This is a genomic window from Microbulbifer sp. A4B17 (genome assembly GCF_003076275.1).
GTDB lineage: Bacteria > Pseudomonadota > Gammaproteobacteria > Pseudomonadales > Cellvibrionaceae > Microbulbifer.
Genome location: NZ_CP029064.1, coordinates 3041283 through 3057398, shown reverse-complemented (window position 1 = coordinate 3057398; position 16116 = coordinate 3041283). Strand labels below are relative to the sequence as shown.

Here is a 16116-nt window from a genome sequence, read left to right as displayed (position 1 = left end):
GGCATTTTAATCAAAATATCGAATGTTTACACGCTGGCTATCAGGGGCAATAGAAAGTACAGCTTTAGTTTCAATATAAAATGGCTGATTTTCACTTGAAAAATAGTTGGGGTTAAGCTGCTTTTGTGTGAAAGAGACTGTATTTTCTGTTGCCCAGTAAGCTTGCTCTGGTCCGCAGTTTTCAGGTTTTAGCTCGTATAGTAAGTCCAAAGAATTTTCAGATAACCTGTAAACTTGTAAGGCATTTTCATTAAAACCGGCGTCCAGGTCTTGTTCGGCAACAAAAAGGTAGCCGCCTTGTGGAGACAGCAAAGGGTAGCCGGCAAGAGAATATTCATGGCCGTTTCTCAGGTCGAGCAAAATATAGGAATGTGCTTCCCAGAGCTGTTGATGAATCAGTAGCAGGTTATCAGTTATTTGCTCAATTGCAGAGTAGGCTATATGTTCTGCGAGACTATTAGCGGGAAGGTTGTCTGTGTACGTCAGTGATTTTCCGCTATCTAGAAGTATAGTCAGGTGCCCTGGTTGCGTCCGCTGGATATGGTTGACCTGATCACTCAATTCACTTTCGATTGACCGTGCACAGTCTAAGGAGTTGTGAATATCAGGGCACTCAAATTTGTCTTCAAACACACTGAAATGCAGGCCCAGGCAATAATTGGGAGTTGCGGCTAAAGCTGACAAGGTAACGAATATCAGCGGATTTCTCAGCTCCAGCTTAAACGAGAACTTCATCCTTATAAGTGCCTTGTAGGTACTCTAGCCAGTGATTTTGTGCCGCGCACTGAATAGTGCTACACACCCGCGAATTTCTATTTTGTACTCCTTAAATCGACTAGCAAGGAATGTATTGAGGTCCTCTTCACAATCCTGAGTATTAGAAAATATCCCTTTCTTATTGTAGATAGCCATTAATTTCTTGGCAGCTCCACTTTTCGGTACTCCTTCGGACAGGATGGTGGAACCAAATACGGTGCCTGAATCCGATAGCAGGGTTGCGACATTATCCAGCGCAACCAGTTTTTCTGACAGCTTGCCGGGAAGGCAGTGAAATAGGTAATTTAAGGAAATTGAATCAAAAACTTCAGTCTCTAAAGTAATTTTATCCAGGACATTGCAACGGAACTGTGTTGGATTATACCGGGCCACTCTTTGCGCTGAGATATCCAGGCTGTTTTGGTTCAGGTCCATCAGGGCAAGGCGGACTTTGTTGGAGGGGAAATGGCACTTATCCATAAAGTAGCCCGTTCCGACACCTACATCCAAGTGGTTGGAAGATATATTTCGATTGAAGTGCTCTAGTATTCCAGGAGTTGGGCACTTCCAAATAAAGCGGTTTGATATGCCCAGAACCCACATATCATAAAGCCAAAGTACGGGTTTGGAATAGACAGCTTGGCCTTGTTCGACCTCTTTAGTGATTGTCACTTCAATCTCCAATGTATGACTGTTGTGCGGCTTTACCAATAAAGGAGAGGGGATGTATCTACAGTGTGTTTCGAGAGTAGTGTTGTCACTCTCGTAGGCCCCAGTAGTAAGTCGCTTATTATTGTTCTATGGTACCACCTAATGTGGTGCTAAACAGCTGAGTGTTTCACAGAGGATCTCCTCTAATCACTGCAGAGTTCTTTAGTGGCACATTCTCACTCATCAAACAGGCTAAAGTCATACTCCTGCAAGCGCTCTTGTGCAAAGTTCAAAAACACGTCAATTTTCTTTGAATCTTTTCGCTTTACTTTATAGATAGCACCTACAGTTTTATCTTTTCGCTCCAAGTCAGGGAGTACCTCTACCAGTCGCCCCTTTTTGATATCCCGTTGGCAAAAATAGGAGGGAAGCTTGGCAATGCCATTCCCGTTTAATGTGGCTGCTCGGGTATGGAAGGTTTTATTGGAGATTAAATTTCCATTGAATTGATAGAACTTCCCATCAATTGACCAGCCATCTTCCAGGCCGTCAAGGCGGGTTAGCATGATGTTGTGTTGGCTGAGCTCGGCAATGGATTTGGGGCAGCCGTGTTCTTCCAGATAGGTCGGCGCGGCAATAAAAATAGGGCGGATACTAAATAGGGGCTGGGCGTAAAACTGGCAATCGGGCAGGGTTTCCCAGACGCGAAAAGCAATGTCGATATCGTCCTCGATTAAATCCAGGTGATAGGGGCTGAAGATAAGCTCCAAGCTGAAATCGGGGAATGCTTTCTGAAAATCATTGCAGATATGACTGAATACTTTTAAGCCGAGGGTTTCCGGAAAAGTGATTTTTAATTTTCCTCGGGTGAGCGTTGCCGCCTCTGCAACCTGGTCTTCCAGCTCGGTGAATGAGCTGATTATTTTTTGCCCTTTCTGGTAAGCAATTCTTCCGGCGTCTGTGACAGCGATTGCCCGGGTGGTGCGATTGAGTAACACCTGGCCAAGGGCCTGTTCAAGTTGGGCAAGAGTCTTGCTCACGGTGGGCGTAGACAGGCCCAGGTGCTTGGCAGCTTTGCTTAAGGAACCGTGATCAACAACACTGCAAAAAACGTTGATCAAGTGATATTTGTCGTACTCTCTGCGCACAGACTGTTTCCTTAAAGCTAAAAGATCTTTTCAATATATCCCCTTTGTTAAATTAAAGTAAATAGTAAACTGCTTCCCCATACTAATCGACCAGGGAGATAAGGCTATGAATCCGTTAACTTGTCATTGTGGAGCGATTCATTTCAACAAGCTTATAGATGCCCTGTTTGTACCAGCGGGCCAAAGGGGGCACGCTGATACTGAAGTCGCTATCCATATCAGCGATCCTGAAAATTCACTGCGCAAATATCACTTTAAAGAGGGGGCTTTACTGGAGAAGGCATTCTGCAAGCACTGCGGTGCGGAAATCTATGCGATCAATCGTAGCGGCGAGGTAGTGCACAACCCGTTAGCAGAGGCAGCCTCTCGGCCGAACTATGCCGGTGTCCTTAATTACGGCTTTTAGCTAGCCGCACCTACTGATTGTGCAGTTTTGTCAGTAGATGCCTGCTGGCTTGCTATCCAGAGGCTCCTTAGGCCTGAGTGGTTAAGTACTTCAGGATATCGACAACCTGTGCGGGGGTCTGTGCCCAGGCCTGGGCGGCACCGTCCACTTCCTTGAGTGCGTGCACCAAGGATTCATCGTGAAGTGTGATATAGGACTTGCCTAAGGCTGCGCAAAAGCCGGCATCAAATGCGGCGTTCCATTGTTTGTATTTCTCGCCAAATCGAATCACCGCCAAATCACAGTCTTCAATCAGGTGCTTGATTCGAATTGCGTTAACTTTGGCAGATTTGTGATCCCGCCAGAAAGCGTTCTGCTCCTCACCCAGGCTATCACCGGCGGCATCGCTGGCGTCGTGGTTGGTGACTGCGGAAGAGAAGGAGATATCCAGCCCTTCTTTTTGGCAACCTTCGATAATTTGCGCACGCCAATCGGAGTGGATTTCGCCGGAGAGGTAAACTTTAAGCTTCATTGAGTGGCCCTTTAGAACTGGAGACTAATATGCAATTTAGAGTCACATACTAGCACTTGGAAGCTTTGAAATCCGGTAGTTGTTCCAGTTGGGAGGGGCTTGAGAGCTATCAAATGGACACAGGCCCTGTGCGGGCAGGGCCTGTAAGGCACTTTATTATAGGACTTGCTGCTCAAACTGGACGTCTTTGGGGAATTTCTCTGCGGGCAAACGGGTTGAGTGCAATTGGGCTACTAGCCACTTGCCATCGATTTTCTTAACAATGGCGCTTTCCAACCACACCGCTTCTTTATTGCCATCCTCGGATTTAAAAATGGACTTGGTCCAGTAGTTGATGGTCAGCAGGTTCTCACGCTCTTCAAAATTGATAATGCTGAAGTAGTTGATTCTTTCCAGCTTTGAGGGCTTGGGCTTCATTACGGCGATAAGGTCTTCAATATCCCAGACTTCACCGTGCTCAAGGAGTATAAAATCGTCGCTGACGCCGTCTCGCATAGCCTGGTGGTCCAGGTTTGAAAGCGCAGCAAACAGCCCGTCTATCGTTTTAAAACCCTCGGGTTTCTCTGCCGCTTGTGCGTTGATTGCGATCAAGGTAAATAGTATTGCAAAAAATGATCTGATCACAGGAGTACCTCTGTGGTTATTTTTGGGGTGTGAAAAAGTGGGGTATTTTAGCCGAGTCGAGCCCTAGTTGAATTACTTCGACAGCAACTTGGATTGCGCCGCAGTGACTGAAAGTCGCTTCTTGGGGATTGGGCCTATTCTAGCAGGGATTACTCAGCTGAGGCTGTGAGCCGATAGGCCTTTCAATAACTGTTGGGCTTTTTTCCCGATATATCTCCCTTGCTCCGGGGACCTTTGGGTTTGGTTACTCCATTGTACCCCGCGCCAGAGAATACAAAGGTAACCGTAGATCAGCTGCCATAACTCCAAGCGCTGATTGTCTTCAGGTGACACAGTGCGATTAAGATAGCACTCCAGTAAACTATTTTGCTCTCGCTGATTCAAGTTGTGTTCCTCTACCAAAACAGCGAGGTCATAGAATTTATCCCCCATTGCCGCGTACTCCCAGTCGATAGCGTATAGCTTGTCAGAGGGAGCCCAGATCAGGTTGCCGCCGGTTAGATCGTTGTGACACAGGCAAATTTTGTCGCCCATCCGATAAGCAGCATCAATTAATTGCGGAAGTTTCTCTTGCAGCGTGTCGAGCAAGTGGAAATAACTGGCTCGCTTGTCGATAAACTGCCTGTAACTTGAGATTTTCTCGCCGATGTTTAATTGGGCATCAATTGCAGGGGAACCGTGTATACGGCGCAGCAGATCGGCAAGTTTTTCCAAACTGTGGGCGACATTTTTATCCCAGGGAGTGCCTTCAATATAGCGGGTCACCAAATATCGGTAATGCGGGTCACAGTAAACCAAAGGGGCACAGCTGTCGGAATATGTGGCAGCTTGCAGCGCCTGCTGTTCAGCAGCCCTGTCGAGATTGAGCTGATCGCTGATGCTGGAGTTTATCCGCAGCACCATCAGCTGATCGGCGGACTCAACCAGAAAGGCGTTATTGGTCAGCCCCCCAGCCAGGGCCCTGACCACCGTGGGCCGGGCCTTGCTCCAATGATGCCAATCGTTGGGGATGATGTTGCTCAAGTCCTGGCTCATATCAGTTGGTCACTATGCCGCTGCCATTGTTTGAGGAGCGCTATCGGGTTGTTGTTTCTCTTTTCGGAAAATGGCTAACCACTGGAAATAGCCAATCACAACCAGCACCAGGTACAGCATAAACAATACGGCAGTAAGGTAGAGTTCTCTGTCCAGGTAGAGGTAGATTGAAGCTCCGTCTACGACAATCCAGTAAAGCCAGTTCTCCAGTACCTTCCGGGTGACCATATAGGTGGTGACGATTGCCCCCAGAGTCGTGAATGAATCCAGGTAGGGGAGGGCGGCACTGGTGTTGCGATCCAGCAGGTAGCCGATTAGTAAAGTCAGTGTCAGGGTAGCGCCAATAACTATTGAGTGGGTTTTTCCGCTCCAGCGATGGATTTTTAAATCGTCCTGCTGGTTGCGGTGATTTCGCCATTGCCACCAGCCATAAACTGCCATCAGCAGATAGAAAACCTGTAGCGCAGACTCCATTAACAGGCTGACATCCCAAAACAGAAACAGGTAGATCGCCGTACTGACAAAGGCGGCATACCAGCAGCTGATTTTCTCCCTCATGGCTAGAAGCAAATAGGCCATAGCCAGTATTACAGCGGCTACTTCCCAGAGGGACATGGCCGCAATCGAAGCGCTGATTGCGGTGCTGATATCCTGGTCAAACATGCGCTTCTCCCGGGGCCAGGTCGCCGTCAATAAACTTACATACAAAAATGGCGCGGCCAAACTGTTCGTAGGATTTGCGCATTTCCAACTTGAGCACATCCATCAATAGATCGTAATCGCCAAACACCTGAGTACTCATTGTATTGGTGATTACCTTGAGTTCTGGGTGGCTGTTTAACTGTGCGATAAACGCTTGAATAGCCGAGATGTACTCGTCCTTTAACGGATACATACTGATTTCGACAGAGAGCTGCATAATTCCCCTCTTGATAGAGTGTTTTGGAGCAGCGAAGCGCTGCCCCAAAGTCACTGAGTGATTAGAAGGTGTAGGTGCCTGTTACCCCGGCAATCCGGGGCTCACCATACTGATAGTAGGGCTCGGGTGCGTAGCCATTAGCAGGATTATTGCCACCCTGGTTGCTGAAGTAGAACCCACGCACATAGTAACCTTCGTCAGTCAGGTTTCTTCCCCACAGGGAAACATCCCAGTTATCTCCCTGGTAGGTCAGGCGAGCATTAACCAGCTCGTAGGCTGTGGATTTTTCGTCGTGGCTATTTGAGAAGTAGAATTCGTCTTTGCCCTCAAGCTCCAATCGCAAGATCAGGTTTGGAAGCAGATCGATTTCTGTACCGGTAAAGAACTGGTAGTTGGGGGCGTGAGCGATATCGCGGCCATCCAGATCGACAGCGGCCAAACTGACCTCGGCGCTGTCATCGCGGGCATCGACATGGGAGCTGCTCTCGTAGCCTTCGAATTCGGCATTCAACCAGCCGGCTGAGGCGAAAAAGCGTAGGGTATCGGTAGCTTGGTAGTTCAATTCTACTTCGAGACCCACTGTATTTCCGCCAGCAGCATTGGCAAGGTAGTCACTAAATGATTTTTCTTCAGAGTCAAAAATAGAAACCTTGGCCTGAACGTCATCTCGATCCTGGTAGAAAGCCGCAACCTGAGCTTGCAAACGATTCTCCAGCCAGCTGCCTTTAACACCTAATTCATAGTTGAGCATATGTTCGGTATCGAACTCGAACATGTCACTGTTGATCTCAGTGTTGATTGTTGATTCTGAGATGATTCTGCCGTTTACCCCTCCGGCTTTGTAGCCCCGGGAAACCGTAGCGTAGAGCAGGGTGTTGTTGGTGTAATGGTATTGCAGGGAGATATTGCCGCCCCACAGATTTTCTCCATTATCTGCATCGATGCTATAGGAATCAGAGTAATCGGCCTCGCGTCTTTCCAGTCTCAGACCGGTGATCAAGTTGATCGCAGGGGTGATTTCCGTAGAGAGCTGGCCGTAGATGGCAGAGTTTTCAGTATCAAAAGTGCTGCGGAAGCTCTGGTTGCGATTCAGGTCCTCGCGCTCCGTGCGGCCATAAAGGCCCACAACCCAGTGACTGCGATCCCAGAATAACTTGGACTCTTCGGTAGAGAGTGCGCGAAGGTCAATGCTGATATTGTCTTTATCGCGCTGGTAATTATCTGTGGAGCTGTATTCCCAGGGATGAAAGCCGACATAGCTCCAATCCTCATCGTAGCCATATTCTGTATCTGAATCGGCGAGGCTGAGGGTGCCTTCTAGGGTAAAGTTCTCGTTACCAGACCATTGAGCAGTCAATGCGCCGGCAAAGGTTTCCTGGCGATCCCAGCCGGGCTGGTCAGATTGGGTTTCGCGAGTGTTATAGAGAGAGAAAGCATCGTAGCCATTATCAACGTCGATATAGAAGAGGGTAACGCCCAGCTTTAAATCGTCGGACGGGGAGTAGGCCAGCTTACCGCGCAGCACAGACTCATCAATATTGCTGGTGTCATCGCGGTTGAGATACACATTCTCGGTATAGCCGTCGGATTTGCGTTTGCTGGCAGCCAATCGATAGCCAAGAGCATCGCTCAAAGAACCACTGGTAGCCGCGGACAGACTCTGTCCATTGTACTCACTTAGCTCGGCGGACACCTTGGTGGTCGACTCACTGGTGGGCGCTGCACTGGTCATGTTGATCAGGCCGGCCAGGGCATTAGCGCCGTACACCGTGCCCTGTGGGCCCCGCAGGATTTCCACTTGGTCGATATCCAGGGTGCTGGCTGCGAGCCCCAGGCCAGTAAAGTCGATACCGTCGATGATCAGGCCAACTGAAGGGTTTACTGGGTCGATAAACTGGCTGCGCTCACCAATGCCGCGAATCTGTACAAATCGTCCCCTGGAGGCGCCAGAGGAAAAATTCACATTGGGCGCCATGTTTAAAAGCTGGTCCAGATTGGCCGCGCCCCGCGCATCGATCGCGCTTTCATCCAGTACGGTAACACTGGAAGGAAGCTCCAAAAGGTTGGTTTCCCGTAGTTGTGCCGTAACCACCACTTCCTCAAGCCCGGTTTCTGCGGTATCAGCGGTGGCGATACCGGCGAACAGGCTGCTGGCAAGGCTGACAGACCAGGCAATAGGGTGGGTGGGAAACTGTTTTTTCATGGTTCTCTCTCGAATAACGGCAGTGAAAGAGACCCGGAGTGCGACGTGGGGAGGTTTTGCTTTGTCTACCTATTCCTACGCCGGTATTAACCGGATCAGGTTCAAGGGTTTGTCGCGACAGACCAATTTGATCCCCGGACATCTCAGGCAAGGCCACCCCTTAGGTTTTGCGGGCGCGATGATAGCAGAAACTGGGGTATAAAGTGGTAAAAGCAAGGAAGGGAAAGCGCTTATGGATCAGGTATCTTACTTCAGTGGCAAGACGGCACTGATTACCGGTGGTGCTTCTGGAATCGGTGCGGCCTTGGCCTGTCGACTGGCAGCACTTGGGGCTCAAGTCATTATCTCGGATATCCAGCAGGACCTCGCTACGCAGGTTGTCAGCCAAATACAGGAGTCCGGTGGGAGAGCATCGTTTGTTCACTTGGATGTTCGTAACTTTGATCAATTTTTTCAGGTCATTAGTGAAATATCTCCGTTAGATTTCCTTTTTAACAATGCTGGTATAGGGGTGGGTGGATATTTTTCCGATCATAATCTTGAAGATTGGAAAGCGGCGATTGATATCAATTTGTTTGGCGTTTTTCATGGGCTCCAATGTGGTTTTCAGGTCATGAAGCGCCAGGGCTTTGGCCATATTATCAATACTGCCTCGATGGCGGCTTTAGTTCCGTCGCCAGCAAAACTTAAGTTGCTGTGGTGGCTGGAAAGATTATTTCCTTCTTTGCTGTGTCGCCTTTCCTTTAAACAGATGAAAAAAATACTTCAGCCTTTGGGGCTAAAATAATTGTATCTTTGGAAAGGCGGAGTAAATTGAAAAATGATAATTTCCTGTGACCACTGTGGTGAAGTTTGGGAGTTTGCTGATAAGGCCCTGCCGAACATTCAAAAAATTACGCGGAATTTTTCTGAAAGGCGTATTACCGTAAGTTTGATAAAAGCGCTGAGTGGTGAACTTAAATTGCCTATGCTCTACAGCAAAAAATTGGCTGTTCATATAACGGTAAGATCTGGGCACTGCTTTTACTGCCAGGAGCCCCTGGGCATAGAAGAGTCGTTTATAAAACACTGTGGGGGCTGTGGTGCCTTGAATTTGGATCGCAGATTCGCTTAATGGGGAGCAGCTTATTTAGAAGCACCCGGCGTGCCGAATTATCAGCATGCCGGGGTGGGGTAGGGGAATAACGGAAGCGATTACTTCTTCACCAGCAATAAACCTGTTTCAGTGTGCTCTGTATAGGGGAACTGATCGAAGAGCGCGAAGCGCTCAATGCGATGGGTTTTGGTCAGCGACTCCAGGTTTTCCAATTGGGTTTCCGGATTGCAGGAGATATACAGAATTCTCGGGAAGCGGGCGACCATCGCACAGGTGTCTTCATCCAAGCCGGCTCGGGGAGGATCAACCAGGACGGTGGAGAAATCGTAGCTATCCAGATCTATATCCTTAAGGCGGCGAAAGGGGCGTACCTTATCAATGGCCTGGGTAAATTCTTCACTGGATAGACGCACGATATCCAGATTGGTGATCTGGTTGTTGGCGATATTCTCCTGGGCGGAATTTACCGATACCTTGGAGATTTCAGTGGCCAGGACCTTGCGGAATTTCTCGCTGAGCGGGATGGTGAAATTGCCATTGCCACAGTAGAGCTCCAGCAGATCGCTATCACTGTCTCCGCAGGCACTTCTCGCCCACTGGATCATGGATCGACAGATCTCTCCATTGGGTTGGGTAAAGCTGCCTTCTACCTGTTTGTACTGGTAAGTTTTCCCATCGATATCCAGTTTTTCGGTAACGAAGTCGCGCTCCAAAACCACTTTTTGCTTGCGCGAGCGCCCCAAAATCGGAAATCCCAGCTGTGCCTGGAGTGCTTTGGCTTCCTGCTCCCAGGTCTCATCCAGTTTCTTGTGGTAGATCAGCGTAATCAGCGCATCACCATTCAGCGTGGTAAGAAACTCGGCGGAGAACAGGCGTTTGCGCAGGACTTCGCTATTATTGACAGCAGCCAGCACCTTCGGCATCAACTGGTTCATCAGCTCAGAGCCGACGGTAAACTCATCGATGATAAAGGGCTTCTTGTACTCACCCTGGCGGTACATGGCGTAATTGGCTACACCTCCCTCATGCCACACCTTGAATTCGGCGCGCAGACGGTAGTGAATGGGCGGGGAGGGGAAGAGTTCCGGCTCCAGGTCAGTGAACTTGCTGTAAGCCTCTTGCAGGCGCTCGGCCTTGTTTTGAAGCTGTTGTGGGTAGTCGTCAGTATTAACGCGGTACAGTGCCATATTACAATGCGGTGTCAGTACAAAAAGCGGGCGCGAATTATATAGGAAACCGTATGGCAATAGGTGAGATAAAAATTCCGGTTCATGGGCAGGGGCTTCACGAGTTTACCGGCAGTGTAGTTGATTGGGTCAGTGAACAGGCTCCCGATGAGGGCCTTTGTACACTTTTCATACAGCACACCTCTGCAAGTTTACTGATTCAGGAAAATGCTGACCCCAGTGCGCGCCGTGACCTTGAGAACTGGCTCAATCGACTGGTGCCGGAAAATGACTCGCTTTATACCCATACCCTTGAAGGGCCAGATGATATGCCGGCTCATATCAAATGCAGCCTTACCGCGACCAGCTTGTCCATTCCAGTGCAAAAGGGGCGCCTGATGCTGGGTACCTGGCAGGGGATCTACCTTTGGGAGCACCGCCATCACCACGGGGCTCGGCACGTTATCCTGCATATCTGATTCAATACCGTGCGTTGGTGGCGATAGCTAGACGGCTACGCCAACTGCCTGGCAGTATTGATCGATCAATGACTGGGTTGCTCGGGCCCTCTCGATTGCCTGGATACGCTCAACTTGATTATCTGGGCTCGTTAAGCGGCAGAAGTCTTCGATCATCTGCACCGCTTGCGATTGCTCTATTGGTACTTGTTGGTGCTCGAACTTGTCTGGCGATGCCTGGCCCCGGCGAACCACAAATTCTGGTGTATATTCAGGATTGTAAAAGGCAGCGCTGTCTCTCCAGTCGAGTACAAAGTCGTCTAGCTGGATCAGGCCGCTTTCTCCCAGAATGTCCAGGTCCATTTGCCAAACGCCTGAGTCATATCCGAACTCAAAAGTTGAAGTCTGTCCGCTGGCAAATTCAATTAGGCCCGCACCGCTAATAATGGTCCCTGTTTGTGAGTCCCGCTTTATCGCTCCTGAAATTGTCTTTATTGCTCCTGTGGGGCGCATATATTCGAAGATTGCACGCATGTTGTACCAGCCGATATCTCCGATTGCGCCAGTGGGTTCTTTGTGTGAATCGAAACGAATATTGTTGCGGTCCATCATCGAGACAAAAAAGGCGCTGTGAATTCTGTTAACTGGGCCCAGATGCTGTTTTTGTTGCTGAATAATTTTGGCCGTGCGGGGATGGTGGGTGAAATGTGTGGCATCCATAAATGCCAATCCCTCGGACTGTGCCCGGGCGGCAATTTTGTCGATCGAAGCAGCATTGAGAAAAGGTTTCTCGCAGAGAAGATGCTTATGGTTGGCCAGTGCCGCGAGACAGATTTCCTCACGGCTGGTGGTAGGGCTCGCCACATAAATGGCATCCGAATCTTGCGCTTCTAGCAGGGATTCCCAGTCCTTGTAGATATTGGGAATTTGTTGCTTATGGGCAAACTCCTTGGCTTGCGAAAATCGTCTGCTGGCAACGGATGAGAGACAGGCACTATGAGCTCTACTGATTGCCTTACAGGTAAAGTCGGCAATCGCGCCACTGCCGACTACTCCGAAGCGCAGCTTTGACATTGGGTGACTCCTTGCAAAATTGGTGTAGAGGGGATTGTTCGTGTTATTACTCGAGTCTAGTGTAGGGGCTTTGGGGGTGAATAGTGCTCGTGTTTTTGCATAGGTAGTAGGCATGTAATTGTATCAGCTATTTTTTTGATTCTGGAAGCCTATGTCGCACTCTTTATTTTTAAACCAAGACAGAGGTGATACATACTGTGCACTATAAATAAAGGAAATGTAAAAAAAAATCTGATGAGTAAATTTTCTTCTTACGATTCAGAAAGTATCGGAAGAAATAAAGCCTGGTAGAGTTTTAGTGGAAAGTGCTTGGGAGCACTAATTAAGCATTGATATTGGAGTACTTATCACAGTAGGCAGGTGTAAAGTAATAACTCAATTGCGGAAGGGTAACAAGACCACAGTAATTGCACCATTAGGCTGCAAGCTTGAGTGGTTAAAACACATACCTTGCTTTTTTGGTTTAGCTGGAAATGGGTACTTTATATGTAGTGGTTCAGACTTGATCTAACAGTTTGTTCTCTGGCTCCAATCACTTTTCTTTAGTGCCCAAATCTGGCATCGTTGCTCTTCGGTCAGCTGTCTGTAGCCTTCTGTCATCACTTAATCTCTTGGCGGAGAAGAAGCGGCAGATATTACCTTCAGCTGACCGTTCTTTTCCAGGTGATTAACTGATGCACTTCAGAGTTGAATGCAGGAGGTAAGAAGTGTTGTGGCCACACACCAATGGCAACACTTGAAGATGGAAAGGCCACCTGGAAGGAAAAACTTGTAAACTGACTTGATCTGATAGTACACTTTCTGAAAAATCGGTAACTGTCAGATCAAGTCTGAACTACTACAGTTAATTATGGGTATGTGTTGGTTCCTGAAGAAGCGTAATGAGCTCAATGAAGAACGTTTCGAACTCATACCGGTGCTATTTACAATGGTTCGATAGGTTCATCAAGTTCGAGCTTAGACGATTCACTTTCCACCTCATTGATCTCTGATATTTCATCAATATTTTTGATGATATCTTCAATTAATTGTGTGTTATCTGAAATTTGTATACTTTCTTGTTCTGAAAGGTGTCCACTAACGTCCTTCGTAAGTTCGCCAGTGTTAGTGCCGATTTCTGCCAGATCAGCTTTCGCATCTTTGATTCCTTGGTTAAGCTCAGTTTGTTTGTCAACAGCTTCGTTTAACTGGAGACTAGATTCTTTTAGAGTTTCGGCAATACTCTGTAAGCTTTCTTTTTGCTGCTGTGACATATTAATTTCATTGTTGCCGAGCGTTTTTAATATCTCGCGTGAGGCATCAAACGCCCCTTCAAGCTCGGCTGCATCAATATTATTGCTTAGTTTAGTGAATTCTCCCTGAACTGTTTCTAAAGCTTCTTGGAATGATTTTGGCACTTCTACTTTCCCCTCAAATAACTCATTAATCTTACTAGAAGCTGAATCATAGGATTCTTGTTGAAATTTTTTATACTCCGCGTTGAACTCGGCCTCACTGAGAGGGATATTAAGTTCTCCTTTTCCAAGTGACCATAGATAGACTCTATAAGCGAGGGAGGCCGTAAACCCTAGCATCGTTAATGAGCCACTGACCTCTTCAATGGATTTTAATACTTTAGGGGAGATATTAGATAGAAATAATGTCTTCCAAAACTCCGCGTCTGATGAGCCAGATTTGGCGTTGCTCAGTTGGGGGTTGTCAAAGCCAATAACTTGTATGTCATGCACTGTACCGGTCATGACAGGTATGATCGACGTGTCACTTGATACATTGGTTAGAGTGCGTTTAAGCATGAATACCCCTTGGGTGACTATTTGGTGTACATCGGAACCGGTGCCACTTATAAATAATCCATCAGAATAGGTAATTGAAACTGCCTTTGATGTATCTACGTCTACGGTGGTGGTGTCACTTGGTTCTTTGGCTGGATTAAACTTAATGGTGTAGCCGCCATTCGCTTTGGTGAGATCAATAGTGCTAGGTGGAGTTAAAACCAAAGTTCCTTGGAAGGTTGTTTTATTTTCGTCATTGCCGTACAAATAGTATGTCACCGCAGTTTTACTATATTGCGCCCAGGCGAAGGGAAATTTGTCATAATAGCTTTGCATGGCAGTTACAGCAGCAAGAGTAACATCTTTGTAGATGTCAGTACTTTTAAAAAAATTATTAACGCTCGCTGTTATTGAGTTCGAAACATTTTGAGCTGATCCGTTTGTTCCGTCAGCTGCAGTTTGCGCAGAGATTTGGATACCGGAAAGGGCGGTTTGATAATCTTCTGTTAGTTGAGAATCAGGGTAGGCTTGAATTGTCTGTATGAATGAAGCGGCCTGTGACATAGATTTAGCTTGATCGCTTGTAATAGTTTGATTAGGATACGACGAATTCGTCAAATCTTGCATAATAGTCAAATTAGCGATGGGGTAATACCAGTTGAAATCGCTAATAAGGTAATTATACAGTAACGATTGGTTTGTTTTAGAGTCTGTGTAGGATTGATCAAGATCGACGGTACCTGATTCGCCTTTTTTTATAACTGTCCCACCTTCCTTTAGCGTTAGGATTTTTAAATCTTGATTATAAACTTTAGCGTCACCAGCTGAGGTTGGGTCTGAGGTGACTGGGGTTATTACGACTATATCATGACCCGATTGGTTCGTTACTTTTAAAAGATTAGATAAACCAGTAGAATCTTGGAGTTTCATTTGTATTTCCTTCTCTAAACTTAATGGGTTGAAATCACTAATTTTAGTGTATGAGGTCTAGCAATCTCTCCCATTATCAATTGGAAGTACTTCCTTAGTTGTAATTAGACCCTATTGAGAAGGAACTCTAAAATCGTCTTATACCTTTTCCATAATAGTATTTGGCACTGTGAGGTATTGTAACAATTGATCTTCCTGGTACTTTGCTGCTAACTTATTAACTTACCTAATTGCCACCCTAGCTATTAACCCGGCGGAAAAATAGTTCGGCTATGCTGCATATTTAATTGCTTCATGTCGGAAGTAGACTGGAACCCGCGCGGGCTTCTTTTGTAACATTTTCATGCGAGAAAGCACTTTGCTTTTAAGCTTCTTCTTGGATCGAGCTGGCATACCACTGTGAGCGCGCCCTTTAAGGTTGCAATTCAAATACTCATCTGGATTCAGTTCAGGTGAATATGATGGTAAATAATAGATTTCTATCTCATCCTCGTGCTTTGCCAGCCAAGCTTTAACGACTCGTGTATGATGTACCCTAAGATTGTTCAGGATAAGATAAACTTTACACCCTGCTGCTTTGATCAATCGCTTGTGAAAGTCAACCTGCCTATCGGCACCTTCGTAAGTTTGAAAGCGCACTGTTCCTTGACTTGTAATCACGGATATCATATTGAGTGAAGTACGCTTTGCATTCAGCTTCACAATGGGCGTTTTTCCTTTTGGCGCATAGCCACGCTCATGCTGGCAATCGCTGCCAATGCCTGTTTCATCACCCCAGTAAATCTCTGCGCCTTCCTGTTTCGCTCGTTGTTTAATGCTCGGGTAATCCTCTTCCATGCATTTTTTAGCCGCTTTTGGGTTTTGCTCATAGTTCCACCTGGCGGGTTTCTGAGGCGTAAACCCCAGCGCTTCAGATAATCACCGACAGTGTGAATTGGCATTTTTATGCCACATTATGTTCGATTAGCTCCATGACAGCCTTACGTATCCACAGAACATAACAAAGCTTGAGCTGATCTGGCTGTTTATCTGCAATTTGTTTTTGAAGCTTTCTTTCTTACTCTACAGTTAGCCTACCGTTCATACCTTCAGGATAGCCGCGCTTTTTATCGGCCAATGCTTTAAAGCCCCCGTTTTATAAGATTTGATCCAATTTTGTACTGCTCGACTGGAAACATCCTGTGTCCGTGAAATTTCTGCTATAAACTCTGATTTCTTCCAAAACTTTACGGCAGTTCGGCGTTTCTCTTCCTGTGCGGAAGCGGGCAATTTTCTTTCGTCAATAATATCCATTTGGGCATTATACAGAACTATAGGGACGTCAGGTTAATAAGTCACATTTGAGCATATAAAACACAGTCAAATTG

17 protein-coding genes and 1 riboswitch are annotated in these 16116 nt (G+C 47.1%); of the genes, 3 read left to right on the top strand and 14 right to left on the bottom strand.

The window, feature by feature from the left end; genetic code table 11:
- Positions 1–6 precede the first annotated feature (6 nt).
- From BTJ40_RS22335 to BTJ40_RS13605, 3 genes are all read right to left on the bottom strand, one after another.
- Positions 7–633 (bottom strand): hypothetical protein, encoded by a 627-nt coding sequence (locus BTJ40_RS22335; RefSeq protein ID WP_157954067.1) that lies wholly within the window; start codon positions 631–633, stop codon positions 7–9.
- A gap of 126 nt (positions 634–759) precedes the next feature.
- Positions 760–1428: a class I SAM-dependent methyltransferase gene (locus BTJ40_RS13610; RefSeq protein WP_108733607.1), complete on the bottom strand. Its 669-nt coding sequence runs from the start codon at positions 1426–1428 to the stop codon at positions 760–762.
- Positions 1429–1643: 215 nt separating this feature from the next.
- The gene (locus BTJ40_RS13605; RefSeq protein WP_108733606.1) at positions 1644–2555 is read right to left on the bottom strand and encodes a LysR family transcriptional regulator; all 912 of its coding nucleotides are present in this window, start codon (positions 2553–2555) and stop codon (positions 1644–1646) included.
- A gap of 106 nt (positions 2556–2661) precedes the next feature.
- Between BTJ40_RS13605 and BTJ40_RS13600 the strand changes: the two genes are divergently transcribed.
- Positions 2662–2961 carry a hypothetical protein gene (locus BTJ40_RS13600; protein WP_108733605.1) on the top strand — a complete coding sequence of 100 codons (300 nt, stop codon included), beginning with the start codon at positions 2662–2664 and terminating at the stop codon, positions 2959–2961.
- Positions 2962–3028: 67 nt separating this feature from the next.
- On the opposite strand, the gene BTJ40_RS13595 is transcribed toward BTJ40_RS13600, so the two are convergent.
- The 6 genes from BTJ40_RS13595 to BTJ40_RS13570 all read right to left on the bottom strand — a co-directional run bounded on the left by BTJ40_RS13595 (position 3029) and on the right by BTJ40_RS13570 (position 8253).
- Complete coding sequence (locus BTJ40_RS13595; RefSeq protein ID WP_108733604.1) at positions 3029–3472, bottom strand: YtoQ family protein; 444 nt, start codon at positions 3470–3472, stop codon at positions 3029–3031.
- Positions 3473–3628: 156 nt separating this feature from the next.
- The gene (locus BTJ40_RS13590; protein WP_108733603.1) at positions 3629–4096 is read right to left on the bottom strand and encodes a nuclear transport factor 2 family protein; all 468 of its coding nucleotides are present in this window, start codon (positions 4094–4096) and stop codon (positions 3629–3631) included.
- A 153-nt stretch (positions 4097–4249) separates the two neighbouring features.
- Positions 4250–5131 carry a phosphotransferase gene (locus tag BTJ40_RS13585; RefSeq protein WP_108733602.1) on the bottom strand — a complete coding sequence of 294 codons (882 nt, stop codon included), beginning with the start codon at positions 5129–5131 and terminating at the stop codon, positions 4250–4252.
- A 12-nt stretch (positions 5132–5143) separates the two neighbouring features.
- Positions 5144–5794, bottom strand: a complete 651-nt coding sequence (pnuC, locus tag BTJ40_RS13580) for a nicotinamide riboside transporter PnuC (RefSeq protein WP_108733601.1) — start codon at positions 5792–5794, stop codon at positions 5144–5146.
- Positions 5787–6050, bottom strand: a complete 264-nt coding sequence (locus BTJ40_RS13575) for a hypothetical protein (RefSeq protein WP_108733600.1) — start codon at positions 6048–6050, stop codon at positions 5787–5789. The genes pnuC and BTJ40_RS13575 overlap by 8 nt, the downstream gene beginning before the upstream one ends.
- Before the next feature lie 61 nt (positions 6051–6111).
- Positions 6112–8253 carry a TonB-dependent receptor gene (locus BTJ40_RS13570; RefSeq protein ID WP_108733599.1) on the bottom strand — a complete coding sequence of 714 codons (2142 nt, stop codon included), beginning with the start codon at positions 8251–8253 and terminating at the stop codon, positions 6112–6114.
- Positions 8254–8308: 55 nt separating this feature from the next.
- A riboswitch (TPP riboswitch) is annotated at positions 8309–8424 on the bottom strand.
- Positions 8425–8485: 61 nt separating this feature from the next.
- On the opposite strand from BTJ40_RS13570, the gene BTJ40_RS13565 reads away from it, so the two are divergent.
- Positions 8486–9040 (top strand): SDR family NAD(P)-dependent oxidoreductase, encoded by a 555-nt coding sequence (locus BTJ40_RS13565; protein ID WP_108733598.1) that lies wholly within the window; start codon positions 8486–8488, stop codon positions 9038–9040.
- A gap of 407 nt (positions 9041–9447) precedes the next feature.
- On the opposite strand, the gene trmA is transcribed toward BTJ40_RS13565, so the two are convergent.
- Positions 9448–10536 carry a tRNA (uridine(54)-C5)-methyltransferase TrmA gene (gene trmA / locus BTJ40_RS13555; protein ID WP_108733596.1) on the bottom strand — a complete coding sequence of 363 codons (1089 nt, stop codon included), beginning with the start codon at positions 10534–10536 and terminating at the stop codon, positions 9448–9450.
- Positions 10537–10589: 53 nt separating this feature from the next.
- On the opposite strand from trmA, the gene BTJ40_RS13550 reads away from it, so the two are divergent.
- Positions 10590–10994, top strand: a complete 405-nt coding sequence (locus BTJ40_RS13550) for a secondary thiamine-phosphate synthase enzyme YjbQ (protein WP_108733595.1) — start codon at positions 10590–10592, stop codon at positions 10992–10994.
- Positions 10995–11021: 27 nt separating this feature from the next.
- Here the strand turns inward: BTJ40_RS13550 and BTJ40_RS13545 are convergent, their stop codons facing one another.
- The 4 genes from BTJ40_RS13545 to BTJ40_RS22600 all read right to left on the bottom strand — a co-directional run bounded on the left by BTJ40_RS13545 (position 11022) and on the right by BTJ40_RS22600 (position 16042).
- Entirely contained in the window at positions 11022–12047 is a 1026-nt protein-coding gene (locus BTJ40_RS13545) for a Gfo/Idh/MocA family protein (RefSeq protein ID WP_108733594.1), read from the bottom strand.
- 923 nt (positions 12048–12970) lie between these two features.
- Positions 12971–14749, bottom strand: coding sequence for a hypothetical protein (locus BTJ40_RS13540; protein ID WP_108733593.1), 1779 nt, complete (start codon positions 14747–14749; stop codon positions 12971–12973).
- A 270-nt stretch (positions 14750–15019) separates the two neighbouring features.
- Complete coding sequence (locus tag BTJ40_RS22605; protein ID WP_202862910.1) at positions 15020–15655, bottom strand: IS630 family transposase; 636 nt, start codon at positions 15653–15655, stop codon at positions 15020–15022.
- Positions 15656–15829: 174 nt separating this feature from the next.
- Positions 15830–16042 carry a hypothetical protein gene (locus BTJ40_RS22600; protein ID WP_202862809.1) on the bottom strand — a complete coding sequence of 71 codons (213 nt, stop codon included), beginning with the start codon at positions 16040–16042 and terminating at the stop codon, positions 15830–15832.
- Between the last annotated feature and the right edge of the window lie 74 nt (positions 16043–16116).